22 protein-coding genes and 1 tRNA gene are annotated in these 23,436 nt (G+C 61.1%); 15 read left to right on the top strand and 8 right to left on the bottom strand.

Annotation, left to right across the window (positions count from 1 at the left end):
- The first annotated feature begins 206 nt into the window (after positions 1-206).
- The 3 genes from AKG11_RS26910 to AKG11_RS26900 all read left to right on the top strand — a co-directional run bounded on the left by AKG11_RS26910 (position 207) and on the right by AKG11_RS26900 (position 4,564).
- A complete protein-coding gene (locus AKG11_RS26910) occupies positions 207-1,502 on the top strand; it encodes an adenylosuccinate synthase (RefSeq protein ID WP_023517014.1) in 1,296 nt (431 codons plus the stop codon).
- A 69-nt stretch (positions 1,503-1,571) separates the two neighbouring features.
- Positions 1,572-3,758, top strand: a complete 2,187-nt coding sequence (locus tag AKG11_RS26905; protein WP_050746138.1) for a hypothetical protein — start codon at positions 1,572-1,574, stop codon at positions 3,756-3,758.
- 191 nt (positions 3,759-3,949) lie between these two features.
- Positions 3,950-4,564 (top strand): LysE family translocator, encoded by a 615-nt coding sequence (locus AKG11_RS26900; protein ID WP_050746137.1) that lies wholly within the window; start codon positions 3,950-3,952, stop codon positions 4,562-4,564.
- A 94-nt stretch (positions 4,565-4,658) separates the two neighbouring features.
- Here the strand turns inward: AKG11_RS26900 and rpoH are convergent, their stop codons facing one another.
- Positions 4,659-5,564 (bottom strand): RNA polymerase sigma factor RpoH, encoded by a 906-nt coding sequence (gene rpoH / locus AKG11_RS26895; protein ID WP_024270820.1) that lies wholly within the window; start codon positions 5,562-5,564, stop codon positions 4,659-4,661.
- Positions 5,565-5,820: 256 nt separating this feature from the next.
- Positions 5,821-6,846, bottom strand: coding sequence for an RluA family pseudouridine synthase (locus AKG11_RS26890; RefSeq protein WP_050746136.1), 1,026 nt, complete (start codon positions 6,844-6,846; stop codon positions 5,821-5,823).
- Positions 6,847-6,881: 35 nt separating this feature from the next.
- Between AKG11_RS26890 and AKG11_RS26885 the strand changes: the two genes are divergently transcribed.
- Together AKG11_RS26885 and AKG11_RS26880 are read left to right on the top strand one after the other, a co-directional pair.
- Positions 6,882-7,274, top strand: coding sequence for a hypothetical protein (locus AKG11_RS26885; protein WP_023514493.1), 393 nt, complete (start codon positions 6,882-6,884; stop codon positions 7,272-7,274).
- Between the two features lie 6 nt (positions 7,275-7,280).
- Positions 7,281-8,111 carry a TrmH family RNA methyltransferase gene (locus AKG11_RS26880; protein ID WP_050746135.1) on the top strand — a complete coding sequence of 277 codons (831 nt, stop codon included), beginning with the start codon at positions 7,281-7,283 and terminating at the stop codon, positions 8,109-8,111.
- Between the two features lie 37 nt (positions 8,112-8,148).
- On the opposite strand, the gene AKG11_RS26875 is transcribed toward AKG11_RS26880, so the two are convergent.
- The 3 genes from AKG11_RS26875 to AKG11_RS26865 all read right to left on the bottom strand — a co-directional run bounded on the left by AKG11_RS26875 (position 8,149) and on the right by AKG11_RS26865 (position 10,398).
- Positions 8,149-8,532 (bottom strand): hypothetical protein, encoded by a 384-nt coding sequence (locus AKG11_RS26875; protein ID WP_050746134.1) that lies wholly within the window; start codon positions 8,530-8,532, stop codon positions 8,149-8,151.
- A 25-nt stretch (positions 8,533-8,557) separates the two neighbouring features.
- The gene (locus AKG11_RS26870; protein ID WP_050746133.1) at positions 8,558-9,706 is read right to left on the bottom strand and encodes a coiled-coil domain-containing protein; all 1,149 of its coding nucleotides are present in this window, start codon (positions 9,704-9,706) and stop codon (positions 8,558-8,560) included.
- A gap of 137 nt (positions 9,707-9,843) precedes the next feature.
- On the bottom strand, positions 9,844-10,398 hold the full coding sequence (locus AKG11_RS26865; protein ID WP_245290242.1) for a DUF1134 domain-containing protein: 555 nt from the start codon (positions 10,396-10,398) through the stop codon (positions 9,844-9,846).
- 243 nt (positions 10,399-10,641) lie between these two features.
- Here AKG11_RS26865 and chpT point away from each other — a divergent pair, with 243 nt between their 5' ends.
- Positions 10,642-11,295, top strand: coding sequence for a histidine phosphotransferase ChpT (gene chpT, locus AKG11_RS26860; protein ID WP_023514488.1), 654 nt, complete (start codon positions 10,642-10,644; stop codon positions 11,293-11,295).
- Between the two features lie 115 nt (positions 11,296-11,410).
- Entirely contained in the window at positions 11,411-11,773 is a 363-nt protein-coding gene (locus tag AKG11_RS26855; RefSeq protein WP_024270821.1) for a response regulator, read from the top strand.
- A 156-nt stretch (positions 11,774-11,929) separates the two neighbouring features.
- On the opposite strand, the gene ctrA is transcribed toward AKG11_RS26855, so the two are convergent.
- Positions 11,930-12,628, bottom strand: coding sequence for a response regulator transcription factor CtrA (gene ctrA, locus AKG11_RS26850; protein ID WP_024270822.1), 699 nt, complete (start codon positions 12,626-12,628; stop codon positions 11,930-11,932).
- A 527-nt stretch (positions 12,629-13,155) separates the two neighbouring features.
- Here ctrA and AKG11_RS26845 point away from each other — a divergent pair.
- On the top strand, positions 13,156-13,506 hold the full coding sequence (locus AKG11_RS26845; RefSeq protein ID WP_024270823.1) for a hypothetical protein: 351 nt from the start codon (positions 13,156-13,158) through the stop codon (positions 13,504-13,506).
- A 78-nt stretch (positions 13,507-13,584) separates the two neighbouring features.
- Here AKG11_RS26845 and AKG11_RS26840 read toward each other — a convergent pair whose 3' ends face one another.
- Entirely contained in the window at positions 13,585-13,866 is a 282-nt protein-coding gene (locus AKG11_RS26840; protein ID WP_050746132.1) for a GNAT family N-acetyltransferase, read from the bottom strand.
- 107 nt (positions 13,867-13,973) lie between these two features.
- Between AKG11_RS26840 and AKG11_RS26835 the strand changes: the two genes are divergently transcribed.
- Positions 13,974-14,468 carry a paraquat-inducible protein A gene (locus AKG11_RS26835; RefSeq protein ID WP_050746131.1) on the top strand — a complete coding sequence of 165 codons (495 nt, stop codon included), beginning with the start codon at positions 13,974-13,976 and terminating at the stop codon, positions 14,466-14,468.
- A gap of 65 nt (positions 14,469-14,533) precedes the next feature.
- Here the strand turns inward: AKG11_RS26835 and AKG11_RS26830 are convergent, their stop codons facing one another.
- Complete coding sequence (locus tag AKG11_RS26830) at positions 14,534-14,809, bottom strand: CtrA inhibitor SciP (RefSeq protein WP_050746130.1); 276 nt, start codon at positions 14,807-14,809, stop codon at positions 14,534-14,536.
- A gap of 434 nt (positions 14,810-15,243) precedes the next feature.
- On the opposite strand from AKG11_RS26830, the gene AKG11_RS26825 reads away from it, so the two are divergent.
- The 6 genes from AKG11_RS26825 (at position 15,244) to AKG11_RS26800 (ending at position 22,805) form a co-directional block, all read left to right on the top strand.
- Positions 15,244-15,993, top strand: coding sequence for a helix-turn-helix transcriptional regulator (locus AKG11_RS26825; protein WP_050746129.1), 750 nt, complete (start codon positions 15,244-15,246; stop codon positions 15,991-15,993).
- 225 nt (positions 15,994-16,218) lie between these two features.
- Positions 16,219-17,415 (top strand): tRNA 2-thiouridine(34) synthase MnmA, encoded by a 1,197-nt coding sequence (mnmA, locus tag AKG11_RS26820; RefSeq protein ID WP_023514316.1) that lies wholly within the window; start codon positions 16,219-16,221, stop codon positions 17,413-17,415.
- Positions 17,416-17,547: 132 nt separating this feature from the next.
- A tRNA-Met gene (locus tag AKG11_RS26815) sits at positions 17,548-17,624 on the top strand.
- A 101-nt stretch (positions 17,625-17,725) separates the two neighbouring features.
- Complete coding sequence (locus AKG11_RS26810) at positions 17,726-19,621, top strand: site-specific integrase (protein WP_157255841.1); 1,896 nt, start codon at positions 17,726-17,728, stop codon at positions 19,619-19,621.
- A gap of 680 nt (positions 19,622-20,301) precedes the next feature.
- Positions 20,302-21,762: a PIN-like domain-containing protein gene (locus AKG11_RS26805; RefSeq protein WP_156334141.1), complete on the top strand. Its 1,461-nt coding sequence runs from the start codon at positions 20,302-20,304 to the stop codon at positions 21,760-21,762.
- Between the two features lie 479 nt (positions 21,763-22,241).
- On the top strand, positions 22,242-22,805 hold the full coding sequence (locus tag AKG11_RS26800) for a recombinase family protein (protein ID WP_050746172.1): 564 nt from the start codon (positions 22,242-22,244) through the stop codon (positions 22,803-22,805).
- Positions 22,806-23,436: the final 631 nt, after the last annotated feature.

Below are 23,436 nucleotides of genomic sequence, written 5' to 3'. Positions count from 1 at the left end.
GGTGGAAGGATGCATGCAGGGCGGGCCGGCTGGCGCCTCACATAAGGTGAAAAAGCACGAGATGTCATGCAAAAAGCGGATTGTGGCCGTCATAACAGGGTCGCATTCCCAAAGACAACACAGTATAGATGCGCGGGTTTGTGTCAGGCGCGCGCGCATGTGTGCGTAACAGTAAAGCGCTCGCGCGCGAAAACGGGAAAGATGAAATGACGAACGTCGTGGTGGTCGGATCTCAATGGGGTGACGAAGGCAAGGGCAAGATTGTCGACTGGCTTTCCGAACGCGCGGATGTCATCGTCCGCTATCAGGGCGGCCACAATGCAGGTCATACGCTTGTTATCGATGGTGTCAGCTACAAGCTGGCGCTGCTGCCGTCCGGCCTCGTGCGCGGCAAGCTCAGCGTCATCGGCAACGGCGTCGTCGTCGATCCCCACCACTTCGTGGCGGAAATCGAGAAGCTGCGCGGCCAGGGCGTGAACATCACGCCGGAGATCCTGCGCATCGCCGACAACGCCCCGCTCATCCTGTCCCTTCACCGCGATCTGGACGGCTTCCGTGAAGATGCCGCCTCCAACAGCGGCACGAAGATCGGCACGACGCGCCGCGGCATCGGCCCCGCCTATGAGGACAAGGTCGGCCGCCGCGCCATCCGCGCCATTGATCTGGCCGACAAGGACGCGCTGCCGGCGAAGATCGACCGGCTGCTGACCCATCACAATGCGCTGCGGCGTGGTCTCGGCCTGCCGGAAATCTCGGTGGAATCGATCGAGAAGGAACTCACGGACGTCGCCGACCGCGTGCTGCCCTATGTCGATCAGGTCTGGCGCATTCTCGACGACCACCGCAAGGCCGGTTCCCGCATCCTTTTCGAAGGGGCGCAGGGCGCGCTGCTCGACAACGACCACGGCACCTATCCCTTCGTGACCTCGTCGAACACGGTCGCGGGCCAAGCCGCCGCCGGTTCCGGCCTCGGCCCGACGGCGATCGGCTACGTGCTCGGCATCACCAAGGCCTACACGACCCGTGTCGGCGAGGGGCCGTTCCCCTGCGAACTCGATGACGAGATTGGCAAGCATCTTTCGACCGTCGGTCGCGAGGTCGGCGTCAATACCGGACGTCCGCGCCGCTGCGGCTGGTTCGATTCGGTTCTCGTCCGCCAGACCGTGAAGACCTCTGGTATCACCGGCATCGCGCTCACCAAGCTCGACGTTCTCGACGGCCTCGATGAGCTGAAGATTTGCGTCGCCTACAAGCTCGATGGCCAGGAGATCGACTATCTGCCGGCCAACCAGGCAGCACAGGCCCGTGTCGAGCCGGTCTATATCACACTCGAAGGCTGGAAGCAGTCGACGGTCGGCGCGCGCAGCTGGGCGGATCTGCCGGCCCAGGCGATCAAATATGTACGTCAGGTCGAAGAGCTGATCGGCGCCCCGGTCGCCCTGCTTTCGACCAGTCCGGAGCGGGATGACACCATACTTGTGACTGACCCGTTTGAGGACTAATCTCAAGCTCAACACCAGTTCCGTGACGTATTCCAATGAGATAGCGAGCGGACACGACGGAAAGTTCTGATGGCGGATTTTGTAGCAGTCATTCGAAGGGCCGTGGATGGCCTCTCGGACAACAATGCCGAGATGCGGCAGAAGGTTTACGAGAAGGCTCGCGGTGCCGTCCGCCGGCAGCTCGAATCCATGAACCCGCGCCCTTCCGATGACCTTGTGAAACGCCAGCTCGACAAGCTTGAGGCGGCGATCGATAGCGTCGAGCTGGACCACGCCGAGGCGTTGCCGGCTGACGACGTCGCGCCCGAACCCGTCGAAGAGGTGTTGCAGCCGGAGCCGGTGGCGGAAGAAACCGCCGCCGTTGCCGAGCTTGAGGAGGCCGTTGCCGAGGCTGAGCCGGAGCCGGAGCATCACGAAGACCCTGTCGCCGAGCCCGTTGGACAACCCAACGAGGACGAGCCCGCCGCCGAGGCGCCGGCGGAAGAAATGCCGGCTGCCTATGCCGAATCCCAGCCTGTCGAGCCCGTTGCGGAAGACCGTGCCGAAGAGGAAGCGGAGCCGGCCGCCGTCGAGGCGCACAACGAGCCGTCCTGGCATGTCGAGGCTGCACCGGCCGACGACTATGTTCCCTCCTGGCAGGAGCCGGAGCAGGAATCTGCACGCAAGACCGATGCGGAGGAGACGGCCGCGGCCGTCGAGCCGCAGGCGCAGACCTATCCGGTGCATGACGAGCATGCGCCCGAAGCCGAACCGGTGGCGGATGCTCGCATGCCCGCGGCCGAAGCCCAGTGGAACTGGAACGAGGCGAGCGCTGCCGATGTGAGCGCCGAGAACCGTGCTCAGCCGGCCGAGACCCCTGTCGACCCGCTCGCCTGGGACTGGCCGGAGGAGAAGGCTGCCCAGCCGGCGGCAGTTCAGGGACAGGCAACGTCTTCCCGTGATTGGGGCGATCTTGACGAGCTCCTCGGCCACAGCCCGAAGGCTGGTGCGGCCGCAGCAGGTGCGGCCGTCGCGGCGGAGGCCGGGTTTGCCGATGCGACGCCGTCCACGCCCGTCGTGGAGACGGCGCGGGCGCCGCAGCGTTCCTTCCGCGCCGAGCCGCGCAAGTCGCGTATCAATGTCGCGGCGCTTGCAGCCGTGGTGGCGCTGGTCGCCATTGTCGGCGGGGCGGGTGCTGCCTACTGGTTCAACCGCGAAACGGTGAACGGCTGGGTCAACGAGCGCATTGCAGCGTTCACCGCTCCCTCCACCGAGACGCCGGCGGAAACCCAGAAGACGAACGAAACCGCCGAAGGCGGCCGCAATCTGCCGGCGAGCACCACGTCGGGCGAGACTGCCCAGACGCCGGACGGAGCCGGCGGCACGACGACGAACACCGAGGTCGCCGCGGCGACCCCGAGCGCCAACGGCAAGTTCACCCAACGCCTCCTGACGGACGGCACCGAGGTAGATGAAGGTCCGGCGGCCGCGCTTGACGGTGCGACGTCGGAGGAAGGCAAGTCGGTTGCCGCCCAGACGCCGGAAACGGCTGGCGTGACGACGGAAGGTGGTGCAGCCGCTGCCGGCGGCACGACGACGGGTGAAGCGACCCCGGGCACCACCGACGGCGCGGCGCAGACCCCTGCCGGTACCGGTGGCGCCACGACGACCGAGGGCGGCACGCCCGCTGCGACCGGTGAGCAGCCGGCGCTCGGTGTGACGCAGAAGATGTTCCTCTATGAGGAGCGCCTCGGCCAGACGGCGCCGACGGCGATCGAAGGCACGGTGGCATGGTCGAGTGCGGAAGAGTCGCCGGGTGGCGATGCCAAGCCCGAACCTGTGGTGCGCGCGCAGGTCAATGTGCCCTCGAAAGGTTTGACGGCACTGATCACCTTCCGCCGCAATGGCGACCGTTCGCTGCCGGCGAGCCATCTGGTGGAACTCGTCTTTTCGCTGCCGGAGAACTTCGAAGGCGGCGGCATCGAAAGCGTGCAGCGCGTGGCGATGAAGCGCACGGAGCAGGACCGCGGCGATGCGCTGATCGCCGTGCCGGCAAAGATCACCGACGACTTCCACATGATCGCGCTCAACGACTTCCCTGAGGCGATCGCCAAGAACATCGACCTCCTGCGCACCCGCAGCTGGATCGACATTCCGATCACCTATCGCAATGGCCGCCGCGCGCTGATTACGCTCGACAAGGGCACCGCGGGCGCGGAAGCCTTTGACAAGGTGATGAAGGCCTGGGCGACGCTGGGTGCGCCGGGCAGCCAATAAGGGCGCGGACCTCTGATCGAGAAAGGGCCGGCAGCAATGCCGGCCCTTTCTTCGTTATGGGACCCGTTCCGAAAGCGCCGCGCGGCGGGCGCCGCTGCCGATCCTGCGCGTTGCCACGATTTCCACTTTCCCATCGGCGGGACTGGGCTATTCTACACCTCCGGAAGCGACTCATGACTTTCGGAGGTTCCATGGATTTCTCGACCTTGCTTGCCTTTGCTGCGGCCTTTTTCGTGTTCGCCGCGAGCCCGGGACCTGACAACATGACGATCGTCGCCCGCACGATCTCGCACGGGGCGGCCTCGGGCATCGCCTATGGGGCCGGTACGGTTGCCGGCATTCTCATCTTCCTGACATTGGCCGCATTCGGTCTTTCCGTCATTGCTGCCGAGATGAGTGTCGTCATGACGATCCTGCGCTACGCCGGAGCGGCCTATCTGGTCTGGATGGGGGTGAAACTGTGGACGGCGACGCCCGTCGTGCCGGTGCTGCAACCGGTGGCCGAACGGCGTGGCCTGCTGAAGATCTTCGCGACCGGCATTGCGCTCAACCTGGGCAATCCGAAGATGCCGTTGTTCTACGTGGCACTCCTGCCGAATGTCGTCGGGGCGTCGCTGCCCCCCGGCCATCTCCTTGTGCTGATGGCGGTGATCCTTGTGGTCGAGGCCGTGGTGATCGGCGGACATGTGATCCTTGCCGGCCGTGCCCGCAAGCTGCTCCGGACGCCTGCCGTTGTCCGCCGCATGAACCGCGCGGCGGGCGGTGTCATGGTGGGGGCCGGGGTGGCGGTTGTCGCGGCACGGTAGCCACCGATGCCAGGGCGCAGGCGATGGCGATAGCGCAAAGACAAAGGGGCCGGCAACGATGCCGGCCCCCTCCAATATCCAGGATGCGTTACCTTCAGGCGTCTTCGATCACGCGGACTGCGCGGGCCTGCTCGGCCGCATACTTCTGCACGGCTTCCTGTACCTTCTCGAAGGCGCGGACCTCGATCTGGCGGACGCGCTCGCGGCTGATGTCGAACTCGGTGGAGAGTTCTTCCAGCGTCACCGGATCCTCGGCGAGGCGGCGAGCCTCGAAGATGCGGCGTTCGCGCTCGTTGAGGACGCCCATGGCGCGCGCCAGCATGGCGCGGCGGGTATCCAGTTCGTCCTGCTCGATGAGCGTCTGCTCCTGGCTGTCGTGGTCGTCGACGAGCCAATCCTGCCACTGGCCGGATTCGCCTTCGCCGGCCTTGATCGGCGCGTTCAGCGAAGCATCGCCGGTGAGGCGACGGTTCATCGAAACGACTTCCTCTTCCGAGACCTTCAGCTTGGTGGCGATTTCCTTCACCTGGTCGGGCTTCAGATCGCCGTCGTCGATCGCCTGGATCTTGCTCTTCATGCGGCGCAGGTTGAAGAAGAGACGCTTCTGGTTGGCGGTCGTGCCCATCTTGACCAGCGACCACGAGCGCAGGATGTACTCCTGGATCGAGGCCTTGATCCACCACATGGCATAGGTCGCAAGGCGGAAGCCGCGTTCCGGATCGAATTTCTTGACGGCCTGCATCAGGCCGACATTGCCCTCCGAGACGACTTCGCCGATCGGCAGGCCGTAGCCGCGATAACCCATGGCGATCTTGGCCACGAGACGAAGATGGCTCGTGACGAGCTCATGGGCGGCAGTACGGTCGCCGTGCTCCTGGTAACGCTTGGCGAGCATATATTCCTGCTGCGGCTCAAGCATCGGAAACTTGCGGATTTCATCGAGATAGCGGTTGAGACCACCTTCTCCAGCCGTGATCGACGGCAGCGTATTGCGGGCCATTCAGCACCCCTTTCTGAGACGGCTTCCATTCCGGCAAGCCTTGGTATGGAGCTTGATCCTGAAAACCGGATCCCCGTCAGCAACCATGCTCCCTGTGGGTCATGGCGATCCCACGATCCTATAGATAGGTATGGCAAAACAATGGTTCAAGGCGCCGCAGGCTTCACGGCTGCGTGAAGGCGGAGGGGCGGGACAGATTGTACGACACAGCCTCAAAATGGGGTCCCGCGCCTGAGAATCAAGGCCTGGCAGGCATTCAGACCGCCCGCAGCGCTTCGAGCAGCAGCTCCAGGTCTTCCGGCGGAGGGGCTTCGAAATGCATGGTTTCGCCCGTTGCGGGATGCTCGAACTGCAGCAGGAAGGCATGCAGCGCCTGGCGGTGGAAGGCGTTCACGACCTGGCGCGCGTCGTCCGGCAGCCGGTTGGCCTTGGTCTTGAACGCGCCGCCATATTCCGGGTCGCCGATCAGGGGATGACCGATATGGGCCATGTGCACGCGGATCTGGTGCGTACGGCCGGTTTCGAGATGGCACTCGACGAGAGAGGCAAGGCTGGTGCCGTCCTCGGTCTCGCCGTAACGCTCCACCACTTCGTAGTGGGTGATCGCCTCGCGGGCATCGTCGGCGTCCTCGCGCTTTACCGCGCGTTTCGTGCGGTCGGCGCCGCGGCCGAGCGGGGCGTCGATCGTGCCCTTGAGCTGGCGGGGGCGGCCCCAGACGACGGCCTGGTAGGCGCGCTCCAGCGGACCGGTGCGGCCGTGGTCGGCGAACTGGTCGGAGAGGTGGCGGTGCGCGGCGTCGTTCTTGGCGGCGACCATGACCCCGCTGGTCTCCTTGTCGAGCCGGTGCACGATGCCAGGGCGCCGCACGCCGCCGATGCCGGAAAGGCTCGCTCCACAGTGATGGATGAGCGCATTGACCAGCGTGCCGGTCCAGTTGCCGGCGCCAGGATGGACTACGAGGCCGGCCGGTTTGCAGATGACGATCAGGTCGTCGTCCTCGTAGAGCACGTCGAGCGGGATATCCTCGGCCTTCGGCTCGGGATCGCGCGGCTCCGGCAGAGCGATCTCGACGCGATCGCCGGGATGGATCTTGCGCTTCGGTTCCCCGATGGCCGCTCCGTTGACGAGCACGGCGCCTTCCTCAATCAGCGCCTTGATGCGGCTGCGCGAGAAATCGCCGGCAAGCGTTGCGGCGAGCCAGGCGTCGATACGCCCTTCGGCCTCTTCCGGTACCGTCAGGACTTTTCTTGTGGCGTCGGCTTCTTTAAAGGGGTCGGTCATCGTTCACTACACTCATTGCCGGAAGGGCGCCTGCCATGTCCAACATCGAAAACAACGATCAGGAAGACAAGCCGCTCGACCCTGTCATGGAAAACGTTCGTCGCAAGATGATGCGCCTGCAGCTGGTCTCGGGCGGCATCATGCTCTTGATGTTCATGGCGGTGCTTGCGGCCATTGTCTATAAGATCAACACGCGGGATGGCAAGCCGGAAGCTGTGGCCTCGTCCGGTGAGGCCCTCGCCGTGCCGAGTGATGCGCCGCTCAAGGCGACCGCGACGCTGCCCGATGGTTTCGCCGTCTCTGCAGTCTCCAATTCCGGCGGGCAGATTCTGTTCTATGGCGTGATGGCCGACGGCGCGCGCAAGGCGTTCCTGTTCGACATCGCGGCCGGGCGCATCGTCGCCGAGGTCGCGGTCGCTGGCAACTGATCCGGCATGGCGGCGCAACCGGTTCGGATCGACGATCCTGCCGATCCGCGCATTGCGGGGTTCGTGTCGATTCGTGAGCGTGACCTGACAGGCCGGGACGGCCTGTTCGTCGCCGAAGGCACGGTGGTGCTGCGCATGCTCGGAGCGCCCACGGCCCGCGAGAACGGTTTTGCCGCCGAGGCTATCCTGCTGCTCGAAAACCGCCTCGCGGGTGTTGCGGATGTGCTGGCTTCCTTCCCGGAGACGGTGCCGGTTTATATTGCCTCGTCCGCGGTCTTCGATGCGGTCGCCGGCTTCAACATGCACCGCGGCGTGCTGGCGCTCGGCAGCAAGCCGCCGGTGGAACAGGGGGCCACGCTTCTGGGCCGTCTGCCGGAAACGAGCCTTGTTCTCGCAGGATGCGGCCTCTCGAACCACGACAATGTCGGCTCGATCTTCCGCAATGCCGCGGCCTTCGGCGCGGATGCGGTGTTCCTTGATGAGACGTCCTGCGATCCGCTCTACCGCAAGGCGATCCGTGTCTCCGTCGGCTCGGTGCTGAGCGTGCCGTTTTCCCGTGACCTCGGGGCCGAAGCCATGCTTGACGGCCTTGCGCAAGCAGGGTTCGAGATCTGGGGGCTTTCACCACGTGGTGCGGTGCCTGTGGCGGACATCCCGGCGGCGCGACGCATCGCGCTCGTACTCGGCACGGAAGGCGAGGGGCTGCCTGACAGCATTCTCTCTTCCTTCCGGACGGCGCGCATTCCGCAGCGGCCGGGGCTCGACAGCCTCAATGTCGCGACGGCGAGCGGCATTGCGCTCTACCAGATCGCCCTTGCCATGGAACGTGTCGCCTAGACGCTCCTGGTCCGGCCCTTGTTCCGCACGATACCTATCAGCAGCGCACGCCATCCCACAGTTCGTTCGGCGTGCCGGTCTGGTCCTGCCAGGTGCCGGTGAAGCTGCTGAAATCCGGCTGGAAGGTGATGGAAAGCTTGCCGCTGCCGTACATGTCCTGCCAGTCGAGCGTGCGGGCAAGGCCGTTGCCGGGCGGGCTCTCGGCCAGCGTTCCCGGGGTTCGACCGTCGCCGTCGGCGAATTCATAGGTGCCGCTCAGCCGACCGTCGCCGGCAAGCTTCAGCACCGTGACCGCCTCGACGAGGACACCGTTGCTCCAAAGCCGGCCACAATAGCGTCCGTCGATACCGGCTGCTTGCTTGGGCGAGGGAGCTGTCGCGCCGGTCACGCCGATGATCAGGGCCAGGATGGCAATCTTCATTCCACACTCCCGCGCCGCAGTGGCGCTATGCCTCGTCGCGGTTGATCTGCCCGCGCACACGCTGGGCGAGGCTGCGCTCATCGCCGTCGAGAGCGGGGTCGATCGTGGCGATGAGATCGTGCACCGGTGAGCCGGCCCCCTCCCGGGTGGCCGTCAGCACGATCATCTTGCTGGCAAGGTCGGCCATCTCCTCGCGCAGGGCCGCGTCGTTCTCGCCGGTCTTCGCCGCCATCAGCCGTTCGGAAAGAGCCGTTCCCTGATTGCGTACGTCCTCTTCCAGTGCCGCAATGTCGATCGGTGGCGAGGCCACCTTGTCGCTGCGGCGCGGGGCGAGCCGGCTCGCGGCAATAGTGCGGGCAAGCCCGGTGGAACGCACGGCCTTCACGGCTTCCTTGTTTTCCGTTGTCAACGTCTTCACCTTGTCGCGCAGGCGGCTGATTTCCGCGATGCGCCGTTCGATCGCATTGTCCTTGTCGGCGCTGCCGGCAAGCTCGCGCGTCAGCCGTGTTTCGAGCTGGCGCACGCGGCCTTCCTCGCGCGACAGGCGCACTTCTAGTGCCTTGGCACTCTGGCTCGCCGTCTTGATATCCTCGCGCAGCTTGTCGCGCTCGTCCTTGAGATTGCCGATACGGCTTTTCAGGTTCTCCATCGTCGTATCGCGGGTCGCAAGATCGATCTTCATCGTGTCGAGATCGGCTTCGAGATGGTTGATGCGACTGTGCAGCGTCTCGATGTCGGCGACCTTGCCGCGGATTTCGCGGTCGGCCGTCGCGAGCGCCGACTTTAGCTGTTCGGTCTTCATTTCCTCGCGCCGCAGCGCCGAGCGCATGTCCCCGGCCTCTATGTTCATGTCGGCGATCTGGGCATGCAGCTCGGCATTTTCCGTACCGATCGCCGCGGCCTGGGCCAGCAGCTTCTCGTTGCGCACCATTTCCAGAGTGTGCTTTTCGCGCTCGCGGCGCACCTCTTCCGACAGGCGGGCGTTTTCCGCGGCATAGGCGGCGCGGGCCATGTCCTTCTGCGCGCGCACCTCCTGCGGGCTCAGCGGCATGGTGGCGCGCATGCGGTCCTCGGTGAATTTGACGATGCGCTTCTGGATGGCCGGCGCGACGAGCAGGCCGGTCAGCGTGGCGGCGAGAAAGCCGAGCGCGAAGAGAAGGGCATACTCGATCACGGGTCCACTCGTTTCAAAACTGGCCCAAAACGGGTTCGAACGAGCCCACTATAGCGGCTCGTTCGGCCTTGCGGGAGGGGCTTTCCCTCAGAAATCAACTCTCGGTTAACCTGACGGACGAGGGGGCCGTTTCATTCTCAGAAGGGATTCCAGGTCGGCTCGCGGGTTAGCTTGAGATAGCCGGCATTGATGCCGAGGCGGGCGCCGACGCCGGTGCGGATCGGCACGAGCACGACGTCTCGGTTGACATTGACCTGCATGCCGACGCCGGCGATCACATAGGCCGAGCCGGAGACGCCGCCGTAGCGCTCGTAGAGCGAGTTAACGTCGGGCAGATTGTAGACGAGCATCATCGTCCGGCTGCCCTGGCCGCCCCAGTCGAGGCCGAGCGAGGGACCCTGCCAGAAGACCGGATGCTGGCCGGCATTCTTGGTGTTGAGCGTGCCCTCTCCATAGGTGAGGCCCGCGACGAAGGCGCCGGAGCCTTCCTGCCCAAGGATATAGCCGTTCGGCAGGCCGTGAGCCTCGAAGGCGCGCTCGACCACCTTGGCAAGGCCGCCCGAGGTCGAGCCGAAGAAGCCGTGGCCGGCATCGACGATTTCCTGCATGGAATATTGGCCGTTCTGCTGCGCCTGCGCCGGCAGAACCGTGAGAAGCGCCAGGACCGTTGCTGTTGCGATCCTGCACGCCATCCTGACCAGATTTGAAACACCCATGTCCCGTTCGCCTTTCTTCATGTACCGGCCCCGTTCCATGCTGCAATTTGATCCGATCGTCTTAACAATCGGTTTACCAAATGTGGTGTCATTATGGCTGTCTTCAAATCGGGCACGCCTCGCGCAATTCCGGCGTGCTATGCGTCGCGCAGGATGCCCGCGAATGTGCCTATGCTAGGGCCGTCCGCGTGAAGTGATGCGTGGATCTGGGAGAAATTTATGGCGAAAAATCCGAACCTTACGCTGACCGGTCCCGACCTGGCAGCGCTTCTGTGCAGCCGTGTCTGCCATGACGTCATCTCGCCTGTCGGCGCGATCAACAACGGGCTGGAACTGCTCGACGAGGGCGGCGCCGATGCCGATGCGATGGATCTCATCCGCACCAGCGCGCTCAATGCCTCGGTCCGGCTGAAGTTCGCGCGGCTCGCTTTCGGCGCCTCCGGCTCGGTCGGCGCCTCCATCGACACGGGCGAGGCGGAAAAGGCCGCGCGTGATTTCGCTGCCGCCGAAAAGAAGACCGAGATCACCTGGACCGGACCGCGCGCCATCGTTGCGAAGAACCGGGTCAAGCTGCTGCTCAATCTGTTCCTCGTGGCCTACGGTGCCATTCCGCGCGGCGGCTCGATCGACGTGACGCTCGACAATCCGGAATTCGACGCGACCTTCAAGCTCGCGGCCCGGGGCCGCATGCTGCGCGTGCCGCCGAAGTTCATGGAAATCCTCTCCGGCACGCCGGAAGAGGCCGTCGATGCCCATTCCATCCAGCCTTATTACACGGTGCTGCTTGCCGACGAGGCAGGTATGGAGCTCGACGTCGCCGTCAGCCCGGAAGAGATCGTCTTTTCGGCACGGGTCGTTCCGGCCTCGGAATAATCGATGGCGGCCATGGTTCGTTAACCATGGCCGCTAACGCTTTGTTTGCCAGTCGCCGGTAGAGTTGCATCCTGTATTGTTCCCGTCCAACGGGCGGGAGACCTAGGAGCAGCGAATGCAGCGGTTGATGATCGCCGATGGTTCCGACGTCGTCCGGAAGGTCGGCAAGCGTATTCTCTCCGGCTTCGATTTCCTCGTTCTGGAAGCATCGAGTTCGCTGGAAGCTCTCGTGCGCTGCGAGGCGGAACTGCCCAATATCCTCATTGTCGATTCGACGATGGACGGGGCTCTCGAACTCATCGGCAATATCCGCAACCTGCCGCAGGGCAAGTCGGTGCGCATCTATTACTGCGTCGTCGAGGCCGATCTCAAGAAGATGATGATGGGCAAGCGCGCCGGTGCGGACGACTTCCTGCTCAAGCCTTTCGACCGCAAGATCCTGACGCAGGTATTCGGCAGCCTGTCGGCCGCCGCCTGAAACGCCCCACCATCTGGTTGATTTTTGTGGACGCGGCCGCTCGCCAGGAGCCGGCCGCGTTTTTGTCTGAGCTTTGCAAGGTAAAAACTTTCGCACAAAAGGAAAACCCGCCGGCAAGCGGCGGGTCGAAATCTCAAGCGGCGAGGGGAGAGCCGATCAGGCGCTTTCGGCGAAGTCGCCATCGGGCTCGCGCAGCACATAGCCGCGGCCCCAGACCGTCTCGATATAGTTCGCGCCCCCGGCGGCGTTGGCCAGCTTCTTGCGCAGCTTGCAGATGAAGACGTCGATGATCTTCAGTTCCGGCTCGTCCATGCCGCCATAGAGGTGGTTCAGGAACATTTCCTTGGTGAGCGTCGTGCCCTTGCGCAGCGAGAGCAGCTCGAGCATCTGGTATTCCTTGCCCGTCAGGTGGACGCGCTGGCCACCGACCTCGACCGTCTTGGCGTCGAGATTGACGATGAGCTCGCCGGTCGAGATGACCGACTGGGCATGGCCCTTGGAACGACGCACGATGGCGTGGATACGGGCGACGAGTTCGTCCTTGTGGAACGGCTTCGTCATGTAGTCGTCGGCGCCGAAGCCGAGGCCGCGCACCTTGTCCTCGATGCCGGCCATGCCGGAGAGGATGAGGATCGGCGTCTTGACCTTGGACAGGCGCAGCGTGCGCAGAACCTCGTAACCCGACATGTCGGGCAGGTTCAGATCGAGCAGGATGATGTCGTAATCATACAACTTGCCCAGATCGACACCTTCCTCGCCGAGGTCGGTGGTATACACATTAAAACTTTCGGACTTCAGCATCAGCTCGATGCTCTGCGCCGTCGCGCTGTCGTCCTCAATGAGTAGAACCCGCATATCTGTCCCCTTTTCCGCCGCTCAAGGTACCTGGCCCCCTACGCGATACGGATCCAGTCGTTGCCTGATTTGGAGGCTGCCACGAATTGGTTAACAAATCCTGATTCCCTTTGGCAAGGTGTATCGATCTGTTAATTATTTTAGGCAGCTCCCTGATTTCATGGATGAATCAGAAATGTGTCTCTTAAACTGTCTCTTTAAGAACCACGGTTAACCGACTCTTTCGACTCATCAATGTGGCGAACCCGTTTTTTAGCGAACCGCATTTACTGAGCCTTAAATCATCGGACCTATGATTAACGATGCCCGTAAACGAAAGGTTACCAGCGGTAGGGTTTTATTAATATCGCTGAATTTTTTTTAAGACCCGGTGCGTTTTTCCGGGTTTCGGGCGGAGTGCCGGTCTCCGGCGTGCGGTTAAAAGCCGTGCTTCGGGCACTGATTTGGAATGCCGGGTGAACGGGTGTCGCGTTTTGGCGGCCGTTCGCTCCAATGCCGGGGTCTCGCTATCCACGGGAGTATTGCGTATGAAGTCGCGTGAGAGCCTAGTTCGCCTGAAGGAATTTCAGGTGAAAGAGAAGAGACGGCAACTGGCCCAGCTTCAGTTGATGATGTCCGAATTCGAACGGATGTCGAAGGAACTGGAAAGCCAGATCGCCATCGAAGAAAAGAAATCCGGGATCAACGATCCCAACCACTTCGCTTACCCCACCTTCGCCAAGGCGGCGCGCCAGCGTTCCGACAACCTCCAGGTCTCGATCCGGGAACTGAAGGTGCAGCAGGATGCGGCCGAACTGGCGCTGGAAGAGGCGGAGGCGGAGTTCGCCAAGGCTTCGGCGCTCGAAGAGCGCGACAACGCGGTCCGGCTACGCGCCTGACCCGGTCCGGTTTTGAAGAACCCTCGCGAGCGGCCGCAAGACCGCTCACGAGGGCTCTTCGCGTTGTTTAAGGTTCCGTCACAGATTGACGACGTCGTGCCATTCCTTGTGGCGCATGGCCTGGGCGCGGAAGAAGGGGCAGAGCGGCATGATCTTCCAACCGCCCTTGCGCGCCTCTTCCACGGCAAGGGCCGCCAGGGCCTGACCGACCCCCTTGCCGCGCAGCGCATCCGGTACGCCGGTGTGGTCAACGATGACGAGCTGCGGCGAGGCGCGTGAATAGGTCACCTCCGCCTCATGGCCCTCGACGGTGGTCGAGTAGCGGCCTTTCGAGCCGGTTTCCGCGTTCCTGATATCCATGGTGCTCCTCGCTCTTGTTGTCTGGTGCCATCCTTTCCTGTCTGGCGCCCTCCCGCAAGCGCACGGGATGTGAACAGACCGTGCTGCGTCCGCGCCGCCGCGGTGCTATGCAGGGGCATCGAAACCAGCGTTGGCCTGCCATGATCCTCGTCGTTCCCGTCCTTCTCGTGCTCTCTGCGCTGTTCCTCGCCTTCGGTCTCGTCCTGCCGCTCGTGCGTTTTGAAAAGCTCTACTTCTTTGACGAGACCCCCTCGCTGATCGATATCGTCGTCTCGCTCTGGGCGCAGGAGAGCGGAGGCCTTGCAGTGCTCGTCGCGCTTTTCTCCATTGTCTTCCCGGTGGTCAAACTTTTTGCGATCGCGCTGGAGGCGACCGCGCCGGCGCCGCCCGCGGGCAAGGCGAGCTGGCTTACCCGGCTGCTGCCGATCCTCGGCAAATGGTCGATGATGGATGTGATGCTGGTCGCGCTGGTCATCGTCGCGGCGAAGACGAGCGGCATGGCCTCGGCCTTCACTCAGCCGGGTCTCTGGTTCTACGCCGCCTCGGCGATCATGACCGGCCTGCTGCAGATGAAGCTGCGGCCGCATGGAGCGCGGCCTTGACCGGAAACGAAACTACGGCCGCGCAGGGCGCAGCCGTAGAGGGTCTTGATCGAAAATGAAACGGTCTAGTGGCGGTACTGCTGGATGCGCGGGGTGCGCAGGCCGGCCAGGCCGTGATCGTTGATGGAGGACTGCCAGGAAAGGAACTCTTCGACGGTCAGCGTATAGCGCTCACAGGCTTCTTCGAGGCTCAAAAGCCCGCCACGTACGGCGGCGACGACTTCTGCCTTCCGGCGAATCACCCAGCGCCGCGTGTTGGCCGGCGGCAGATCGGCGATCGTCAGGGGGCTGCCATCGGGGCCGATGACGTATTTAACGCGGGGTCGTATCAGATCGGTCATTGGACTCTCTACATAAACTCAAGACCATATGCCGGGACTGTAGCCCGCCACATTTAAGATTTGCCTAAGCGCATGCTAACAATTTTCTAATCTTTTGAGCGGCTTCGCCTGTTGTATTCCGGGCCGTAAGTACTGACTTCCCTTACGTTCACCGAGCCGGGCCTGCGCGGCATCCGCATGGGAGCCATGCAAATATTTCATTTCCCTTTTATTCAAACACTGCTAATACGCCCCCAAATTTAAGGGCGGCGTCGATGGATGCCACCGGAAGCCCTAGGCTGCATCATCATGAATTCCCTCCGCAAGCTGTTCCCCCCGGGATATGGCTTCCGCGGCGTTTTTCGTCGCCGCTTTTCTGAAGGGGTGCGCCTGAAGTTTTCCGAACCGAGAATGCACACGCTCCCGGCGTTCGCGCCGGCTGTTGGAAACGGAAAATGAAAGACCCAGACAACATGCTCCTGCAGCAGGACTGGTCGCCTGAATTCTTGTCCACGGCCAATCTCGAATCCGTGCAGACCGAATATGAGGTGCTGCACCTCATGCGCCAGTGCGCCAACCATTTCGGCTTCAGTCATTTCCTGGTGTCGCGCTTTCCTGCCAACGAGCAGCAGCGCTTTGCCGAACGGCTGCTTGTCAGCAACTGGCCGGCCGATCTCGTGCGCAAATACGATGCGATGAACCTCTTCCATCTGAGCCGGCTGGCGATCGAGACGGGCATGACGAAGTTGCCCGTGCAGGGCGACAGCTCGCTGCTCGCCCCATCGGACTGGGAGAACGGCCAGGTGGGTGAGGCGATCGCGCTGGCCGAAAGCCATGGTCTTGCCGCCTCGACAGCCTTTCTCCTGCATTCCACGACATCCGACCCCTATCTGATGGCCTTTTCGGGCACGCAGGTCCCGCTCGCCCGCCGGGCGTTGACGGACCTGCATTTCGCCGCCCTCCAGCTTTTCGAATGCCTTGAAAAGACCTTCGTGGCGGCAACGGCGAGTCGGGAGAAGCTGTCGAGCCGCGAGGTCGAGTGCCTGCGCTGGGCGGCCGCCGGCAAGAGCAGCGACGAGATTGCGATCATCCTCGGCATCTCGGCCTATACGGTGAGCAGCTACTTCAAGAGCGCGACGCGCAAGCTCAAGGCGGTCAACCGCATGCAGGCGATCGCCATCGCCCTGCGCCTGCGCCTCATCTGATATCCTGCGCACACGCGCCTGCCGGCGGGCCGGAAAGGCAGGGCCGGTGTGCGGCCGGGACGACGAGGTTTCCGGCCTTCTCTTGCCCTCGGTGCGGCAAGTTTCTATATGTCGCCCGAAAGACGCCGCGCCGGTCGCGGGGCGTCGCCCTTGCGTCAAGCAAACCCCAGTGAAAGGTGACCTGCGGCAAGCCTCCTGGCGCTGCAGTACCGGAACGGACCCCGCGTGAACAGTCTCGATTTCGATCGCAAGCCGGAAGATACCCGTGTCGTCGTCGCCATGTCGGGCGGCGTGGACAGCTCCGTCGTGGCCGGCATCCTGAAACGTGAAGGCTATGACGTGCTCGGCATCACGCTGCAGCTCTACGATCACGGTGCCGCCGTGCACCGCGCGGGCTCCTGCTGCGCGGGTCAGGACATCGACGATGCGCGCCGTGTCTGCGAAACGCTCGGCATTCCGCACTATGTGCTCGATTATGAAAAGCGCTTCCGCGAGACGGTGATCAATCCGTTCGCTGAAAGCTATATTGCCGGTGAAACGCCGATCCCCTGCGTCGCCTGCAACCAGACCGTCAAGTTCGCCGATCTCCTCATCACCGCCAAGGAACTTGGCGCCGATGCGCTCGCGACCGGCCATTACATCCGCTCCCGGCCGAACCCGACGCCTGACGCGCCGCAGCGCCGTGCGCTCTACCGCCCGGTCGACGCCGAGCGCGACCAGAGCTACTTCCTGTTTGCCACGACCCAGGAGCAGATCGACTATCTGCGCTTTCCGCTTGGCCATCTCTCGAAGGCCGAAACGCGGGCGCTTGCCGAGGAGATGGGCCTCGTCGTCGCCAAGAAGGCCGACAGTCAGGACATCTGTTTCGTGCCGCAGGGCAAGTATTCCGACATCGTCAACAAGCTGAAGCCCAATGCGGCGCTTGCCGGCGACATCGTGCATATCGACGGCCGCGTGCTCGGCCGTCATGACGGCATCCTGCACTATACGATCGGCCAGCGGCGCGGCATCGGGATCGCAACGGGCGAGCCGCTCTATGTCGTCTATCTCGACGCGCGCTCGCGACGTGTCATCGTGGGGCCGAAGGAAGCGCTGGAAACGCGCCGGCTTTATCTGCGCGACATCAACTGGATCGGCGACAGCGACGTGGAAGCCGTGGCGGCTGCCGGCTTCGATTGTTATGCCAAGGTGCGCTCGACGCGCCCGCCGCGTCCTGCCCGCCTTCTGTCTGGCCCCGGTGGCCTTTATGTGGAGCTTGCCGAAGGGGAACCGGGCGTGGCGCCCGGCCAGGCCTGCGCGCTCTATTCCGGCGAAGGCGAGGATGCCCGTATCCACGGCGGCGGTTTCATCCTGCGCTCCGAGCGGGAGCCGGCGGCCGAAGACGCACTCCGGCGCATTCTGTCCACCCCGGCCGCGGCCTGAACCCCCGCATTTGCCAAGGCCTTCGTGAACAAAGTGATTTTTGTGCGAACGTCGCTTGACACCCGCGGGAACAGCGCCTTATAAGCCGCGCACCGGACGGAAACAGACATCGTTCTGTTCCTCTTTTCGGGCGGCGGAGTAGCTCAGTAGGTTAGAGCAGAGGAATCATAATCCTTGTGTCGGGGGTTCGAATCCCTCCTCCGCTACCAGTCACCCTATAAATGGTTGATATCACTGGAAGCCCTTTGTTCTATATGGCTTTTTGTTGAAAAGTGGTACACATCCGTGGTACACACGAGGCATGCAAGACATGCCTAAGCAGCAATATCTGAGCCGAGATAACAAGGGCTGGAAGTTGCGCCGGCGCGTGCCTGATAGGCTTCAAAAGGTCGCTGGCGTAACGCAATGGGTGGAACGCCTGTCCGGATTGACGTTTCAGCAAGCTCGCGAACGAGCCAATCGGTTCGGTGTGAAAACCGATGACGAAATCAAGCGGCTATCGAGAATAATTGAGCACCTTTCGCGTGGGCTTGCGAAGCACGATGCTGATGAACCCGGGGTCAAATTCGACCTCACGGATCACGAGATCGATCAAATCGCGATTGCCTACTTCTTCGAATTGGAGACTGATATTCAGCGGTCAGGTGGATACCGTTACGGTGTCAACGAGGAAAACAGACGCGAAGTTCTCGTTGACCTTGGCCAAGACTACGATGAAGCGGATGCCTTGGCTGTGGGCGATGAAGGCCGGGCCGCTCGTTATTCAGACAAGAGCGTCGCATCGGCTTCTTACCGGACTGCCATTGAGCAACTAATCAAATATCAGTTTGTGGACCGGCAAGAGGTGGAGGAGATCGTGCCGGGAGAGGGGCGGCAGAAAGGGCGAATGGTTGTTCGTCTGCGGCTGACGGATGACGTGACCGGTAGCCCGCAATTTCAAAGGTTGGCTAATAAGCTTGCACAGGCGAATGCTGAGATTGCGCGCCGACGCCTTCAGGCAAACAGCGAGAACCGGCACCCGGTTCTGGACAATCCGCTGTTTGCGCCAGCCCTCCAACCCGGCGCCGATATTATCCCGAGCAAGCAAGTCAGGATTGGCGAGCTTATCGACAAGTACCTTGCCAAGCGGAAGCAGGAAGTGGGGCCTTCGCGCTATCAGCAGTTGATGATAGCGACGCGGGCGCTTCAGGAGGAGTTTGGCCGGGGCCTCGCCGTTTCCAGGGTCACGAGGAAGCAGTGCCAGTCTATCGCCGATCTGTTCGTCAATATCCCGGCATATGCTGCTCGTCACTACAAAGGGCGGACGCTGCGCAAGGCTGCGGACGAATACGAAAGCAAACACGGCATGCGCGCGCAACGGCATTCCGAGGCGGATAAGCATTTGTTGGTCTTGCGGGAAATCTTCGACTATGCCGTTGATCAGGAATGGATTGATCGGAGCCCCGTACAGCGGGTTAAGATCGTCAAACCGGTGCGCCCGGCGAGCTACTCGGAGCAGGAAGAGGGTTACGAGCCCTTCACCGTGTCAGAACTGAAAGTCATATTTGCTACCCCGCTATATACGGGGTGCAACGACGACGAACACGGCATCAATCGGCAGGGGCCAAGTCGTCCGCGTCGAAGCCGCTTCTGGTTGCCTTTGATTTCGCTTTTCTCGGGCATGCGGATGCAGGAAATCCTGCAACTCGAACGCAGCGATGTTCGTGAGGTGGATGGTATCTATTACATCAGCGTCAACGACAAGGCTGTTGGATCGGATTATGTTGCGGGTGAGTACAGCAAGCGCCTGAAAACGAAAAATGCGCTTCGGCAAGTGCCAATTCACCCGGAACTGGTCAGGATCGGCTTCCTTCAATTTGTTGCTCGTTCTGAACGCGAATGGTTGTTCCCTGAGAGTGCGTTTGTCGGGTCTGACAAGCTATCGGATGGCTTCTCAAAAAAATTTAAGACGTTCATGAAGCCGACAGGCATATCGGTTGCTCGGCGTAAGGTCTTCCATAGTTTCCGCAACACATTCAACGACGCTCTGAGAGAGGCACGGGTCGAGCGTGATCTTCGCGACCAGATTATGGGCTGGGTCGATTACAAGCGAATGGATAGTCGTTACGGAGATGGCCACACGCTCCGACGCTTACATGAGGAAGTCTCAAAGGTAGAATACGGCGGACTTGATCTATCTCACCTAACCTCATGGATCGAAGGGTAGGGCCGATGAGGCGGGCGAGTAATCCAGCATATCCCGATCATCGAATTTCGGGGCTGAGGCGAGAGGAAAAACTGACACTCGATGCGGTTGATGAAATCCGTCGTCGTTATCGCCATCACTCCCGAAACGCGAACTGCCGTGTTCTCGCAAAGGAGTTTGGCGTGAGTGCGACGACAGTTCACAATATTGTTCGAGAAAAAAAATGGCGCGTTGACGATTGGACAGTCCACCCTCGTTCGGCAGAGCCAAGGAACAGAACCAATCGTTCCCTCAACGCCGCATGGGACGCTTTAGACAGGAATTTCCAGTCGGCACTAAAACAATCGCCAAATGCAAACGATCTTCGTGTTCAGTACGAAGCCTTTGGCCGCGTTTTCGGTCGGCCTCCGGCTTGAACGGCACCGCGTCCAAGCTTCAAGTATTTTCAGTTTTAACCCGTCACCCCTGGATACGCGCTGTTTTCGTCACTTAGTGACTGCTGCTGCGTCAGAGATCAGAGTGCGTCATTCTCAGACATTTGGCGCGTTTGATTAAGCGGGCCTTCGTTGGCCGCGATAGTGTCCAACGTCGTCGTTTTCGCTCTAGCCAAAGGAACCATCGGCCCTGCAACGGCGGTGCTGGCGCGGGGCTAATAATGATCTTATCGTGCACAGAAACGATTCATAAAATGGGGCCCGCCCTTGGACAAGAACTCGACAGAAGCGCCTTCACCACCAGAGACACCCAATCCATCTGAAAACGGAAAGGATCGAAAGAAGGTCTTGGCCAAATCACCGACAAGGGACTTTGATCACTTCATTCTGGACCGGCTATATCCAGAGCCTCACGACGTCTTTAAGCCCACTGCCACGGTCGATCCATCTTGCGCTGACGTCATTGTTGCGCTGGACACTAATGCGCTGCTGCTGCCCTATCAGCTCGGCAAGAGTAATCTCGATGGTTTGGCGACAGTGTATGCCAAACTCGCCAACGAACGCCGCCTCTTCCTGCCCGAGCAGGTTGCGAGGGAGTTCATCAAGAACCGGGATCGCAGGCTCGCTGACATGGTCCAAGCTTACGAGGATCGCATTTCGCGGTTCTCTGGCTGGGACATCAATGTTAGCCCACTGCTGCTCGAAGGGTTTGCGGATCGAGAAGCTCTGACTAAGGCCGCCGCCGATCATGAGAAGGCCGCTAATGCGCACCTTAGCCAGCTCCGGGCTCTGGTGAAACAGATGAAGGCCTGGCGTGGAAACGATCCTGTTTCAGCCATCTACGCCGCAACCTTCGGTAAAGAGCATCTGATTGGCCCCGGGATGGCGAATGAAAAGGTCATCGAGGAAATGCACTATGGCCTGCTCCACCAGGTGCCGCCGGGCTACAAGGACGCCTCGAAGGACGATCAGGGCATAGGAGATGTCCTTGTCTGGCTGTCCCTGCTCGACCTCGGCAAGACATTGGGTAAGGATCTGGTTTTCGTTACCGGAGAGCAGAAGGCCGATTGGTTTGTCAGAGCCGGCAAGCAGCCGCTCTATCCGAGGCCCGAGTTGGTTGACGCCTACCGTCGCGCCTCTGCCGGTCGATCACTGAGGTTATCGAGCCTCCACGACTTTCTGCGCGACATGGAAGCCCCTGAAACCCTTGTGGATGACGTGGAGATCGCGGAGGCCAGCGCCAATAATGCAATCCAAGCAGCGGCGGCAGTAAACCAGCCTTTCGCTGATACCATGCGCACGTCGCGGCGATCGAGCGAGCTTCGTTTATATGGTCGCGGGCCAGACGTTCCGGCAGGCGCGAAGGTCTTCGATTACTCAACCCATGACGGGAATGTACGCATCGAACACGCTGGGCAAGCTTTTGATGTCGCGTTCTCCAAGAGCAGTGATACGTCCATACACCTGATAAAGCGCGGCGCTACCCGACGAATTGGTAGGGTCAAAAATGCCCAACTCGGCCAGATCGTGAATATGAACTTGATCGACACCACGTCGAGCCACTACACGATCCAATTAAACGAAAGCTTTCTGGTCGAGAATGACGAGGGAGCAGTTCTGGCTGGCCGTATCTCAGGTATTCAAGACGACACCCGGGGCTCGGATCGCGACGAGGTTCGATTCTTCTATACAATCAACCCATCTGGCTCTCAGGTGGTTATTCCTTGAGGCCATTAGCTTCTTGTACTTATCTAGACCCCAGATGTCGGATGCCTCCTGTGTCCCCACGACCCGACTGCTATCATGGCGCTGAACCGATAGAAGCGGATGTTAAGCTGACGTTTGAGCCGATGGTTTCCTCCAATGTGTCATGTGCTGACGAGCGTCGCCTCTGAAGTGTCGGCGTTTGCTTTTCGGGGCAACAACTCGGATGTGGGTTGATCAGTCGCTTTCAGGAAAATGTGGTGTTGCGCAAGGAGAGGCTAGCTTCATCGGTCAACTCCAATCGAAACGCGTGAACGTGGCTGGCACCCTGCCCGTTGGAGGTCGTGTGAGTATAGACACCCATGGGCATGCAGTGTGTCTCTATAGGGCGGGCCTTAGCGAGGCGGAAGGTCTGAGACGTTGGGCGTCTCATTAGGGTTAGATTTGTATTTTGAGACGGGAAGTGTAATATCTCTTAGAGTTCAATGAGACGGATTTCGATTATGTTGGTTGGATATGCCCGCACATCTACGGTTGACCAGATTGCTGGACTTGAGGCGCAAGAAAGGGACCTGAAGGCTTCAGGAGTTGAAGAACTTTTCGCTGAGCAGGTTTCTTCGGTAGCGCAAAGAGCAAAACTGGATGAGGTGCTAAAATTTGTCCGCAGTGGCGATGTGTTGGTCGTTACAAAGCTTGACCGCCTTGCACGTTCGACCGGACACCTTCTTAAAATCCTAGAGTGCCTTGAAAGTAAGAACGTTGCTTTACGTGTAATCGATTTTGGTGGTGCTTCAGTGGATACAAAGTCGCCGACCGGACGACTAATGTTGACTATGTTTGGGGCAATGGCGCAATTTGAGCGGGAAATGATGTTGGAACGGCAGCGAGAGGGGATTGCAAAGGCGAAGCAAGAGGGTAAATACAAAGGCCGGAAGCCAACAGTCATGGCGAAGGCGCAAGCGATCTTGTCGCTTCACAGTCAGCGCATCGGTCCTTCAGAGATTGCGAAGCAGCTTGGTATCGGTCGAGCATCAGTCTATCGAGTGCTCGCAGCAACTTCACAATAACATTCTTTAGATTTATTGGGTTTATCCTGTACCATGGAATACCATGAGTTATAGAACTCTGCCCTACTTTGAGCGTGGGCTTGTTGTATCCGCTTCTGAAGCCAAGCAAGACCGGATCAAGCTTGAGATAGGTGATTGGGTTTTTATGGGTGACGATGCCGATCTGTCGTTGCTGCTGTTCGACCTGGCTAACGCAATATATCCCCTGGGTTCATCTGGTCCTGAAAGACAGAGATTATTTAACACTCGGCAGGGGCCATCCTACAACTGCAAGCTAGCATTTAGAAGGCAAGCACAGCTAGCACCTGGAGGCCCTCTTTTCGGGGGCTTACTAAGGTGCATGCGCACACGTTCGGATGAATACGGTCAGTCAATCTACCGACTGTTCTTCCAAATGGCCCTAAATCCAAGCCGCTCGCTAAACCATCAACGCCTTCATCCCGAGATCCGATCAGGCGCCTCCGTCACCAGCTATCCGGAGAATGAATTGAGGCGACGTTCGCCAGCGATCCGTACCGCTGACGAAATTGTGCTCGATGGGGGCGATAACGTGGTCCTAGCCCGAATAATTCATGAGGGGTTGGCGGATGTGGTTCAAGCCGTTGAAATGACGTAGGATTTGGTTGCTTAC

It is taken from the genome of Shinella sp. SUS2 (assembly GCF_001262505.1).
In the GTDB taxonomy this organism is placed as follows: Bacteria; Pseudomonadota; Alphaproteobacteria; order Rhizobiales; family Rhizobiaceae; genus Shinella.
Note: the sequence above shows the minus strand (reverse complement) of the source record. Positions and strands in the feature narration are given on the sequence as shown.

Bases quoted from the DNA above. Each gene is read 5' to 3' on its own strand.
- AKG11_RS26910 (WP_023517014.1), top strand. From the start codon at position 207: ATGACGAACGTCGTGGTGGTCGGATCTCAATGGGGTGACGAAGGCAAG.
- AKG11_RS26905 (WP_050746138.1), top strand. From the start codon at position 1,572: ATGGCGGATTTTGTAGCAGTCATTCGAAGGGCCGTGGATGGCCTCTCG.
- AKG11_RS26900 (WP_050746137.1), top strand. From the start codon at position 3,950: ATGGATTTCTCGACCTTGCTTGCCTTTGCTGCGGCCTTTTTCGTGTTC.
- rpoH (WP_024270820.1), bottom strand. From the start codon at position 5,564: ATGGCCCGCAATACGCTGCCGTCGATCACGGCTGGAGAAGGTGGTCTC.
- AKG11_RS26890 (WP_050746136.1), bottom strand. From the start codon at position 6,846: ATGACCGACCCCTTTAAAGAAGCCGACGCCACAAGAAAAGTCCTGACG.
- AKG11_RS26885 (WP_023514493.1), top strand. From the start codon at position 6,882: ATGTCCAACATCGAAAACAACGATCAGGAAGACAAGCCGCTCGACCCT.
- AKG11_RS26880 (WP_050746135.1), top strand. From the start codon at position 7,281: ATGGCGGCGCAACCGGTTCGGATCGACGATCCTGCCGATCCGCGCATT.
- AKG11_RS26875 (WP_050746134.1), bottom strand. From the start codon at position 8,532: ATGAAGATTGCCATCCTGGCCCTGATCATCGGCGTGACCGGCGCGACA.
- AKG11_RS26865 (WP_245290242.1), bottom strand. From the start codon at position 10,398: ATGGCGTGCAGGATCGCAACAGCAACGGTCCTGGCGCTTCTCACGGTT.
- chpT (WP_023514488.1), top strand. From the start codon at position 10,642: ATGGCGAAAAATCCGAACCTTACGCTGACCGGTCCCGACCTGGCAGCG.
- AKG11_RS26855 (WP_024270821.1), top strand. From the start codon at position 11,411: ATGCAGCGGTTGATGATCGCCGATGGTTCCGACGTCGTCCGGAAGGTC.
- ctrA (WP_024270822.1), bottom strand. From the start codon at position 12,628: ATGCGGGTTCTACTCATTGAGGACGACAGCGCGACGGCGCAGAGCATC.
- AKG11_RS26845 (WP_024270823.1), top strand. From the start codon at position 13,156: ATGAAGTCGCGTGAGAGCCTAGTTCGCCTGAAGGAATTTCAGGTGAAA.
- AKG11_RS26840 (WP_050746132.1), bottom strand. From the start codon at position 13,866: ATGGATATCAGGAACGCGGAAACCGGCTCGAAAGGCCGCTACTCGACC.
- AKG11_RS26835 (WP_050746131.1), top strand. From the start codon at position 13,974: ATGCAGGGGCATCGAAACCAGCGTTGGCCTGCCATGATCCTCGTCGTT.
- AKG11_RS26830 (WP_050746130.1), bottom strand. From the start codon at position 14,809: ATGACCGATCTGATACGACCCCGCGTTAAATACGTCATCGGCCCCGAT.
- AKG11_RS26825 (WP_050746129.1), top strand. From the start codon at position 15,244: ATGAAAGACCCAGACAACATGCTCCTGCAGCAGGACTGGTCGCCTGAA.
- AKG11_RS26810 (WP_157255841.1), top strand. From the start codon at position 17,726: ATGCCTAAGCAGCAATATCTGAGCCGAGATAACAAGGGCTGGAAGTTG.
- AKG11_RS26800 (WP_050746172.1), top strand. From the start codon at position 22,242: ATGTTGGTTGGATATGCCCGCACATCTACGGTTGACCAGATTGCTGGA.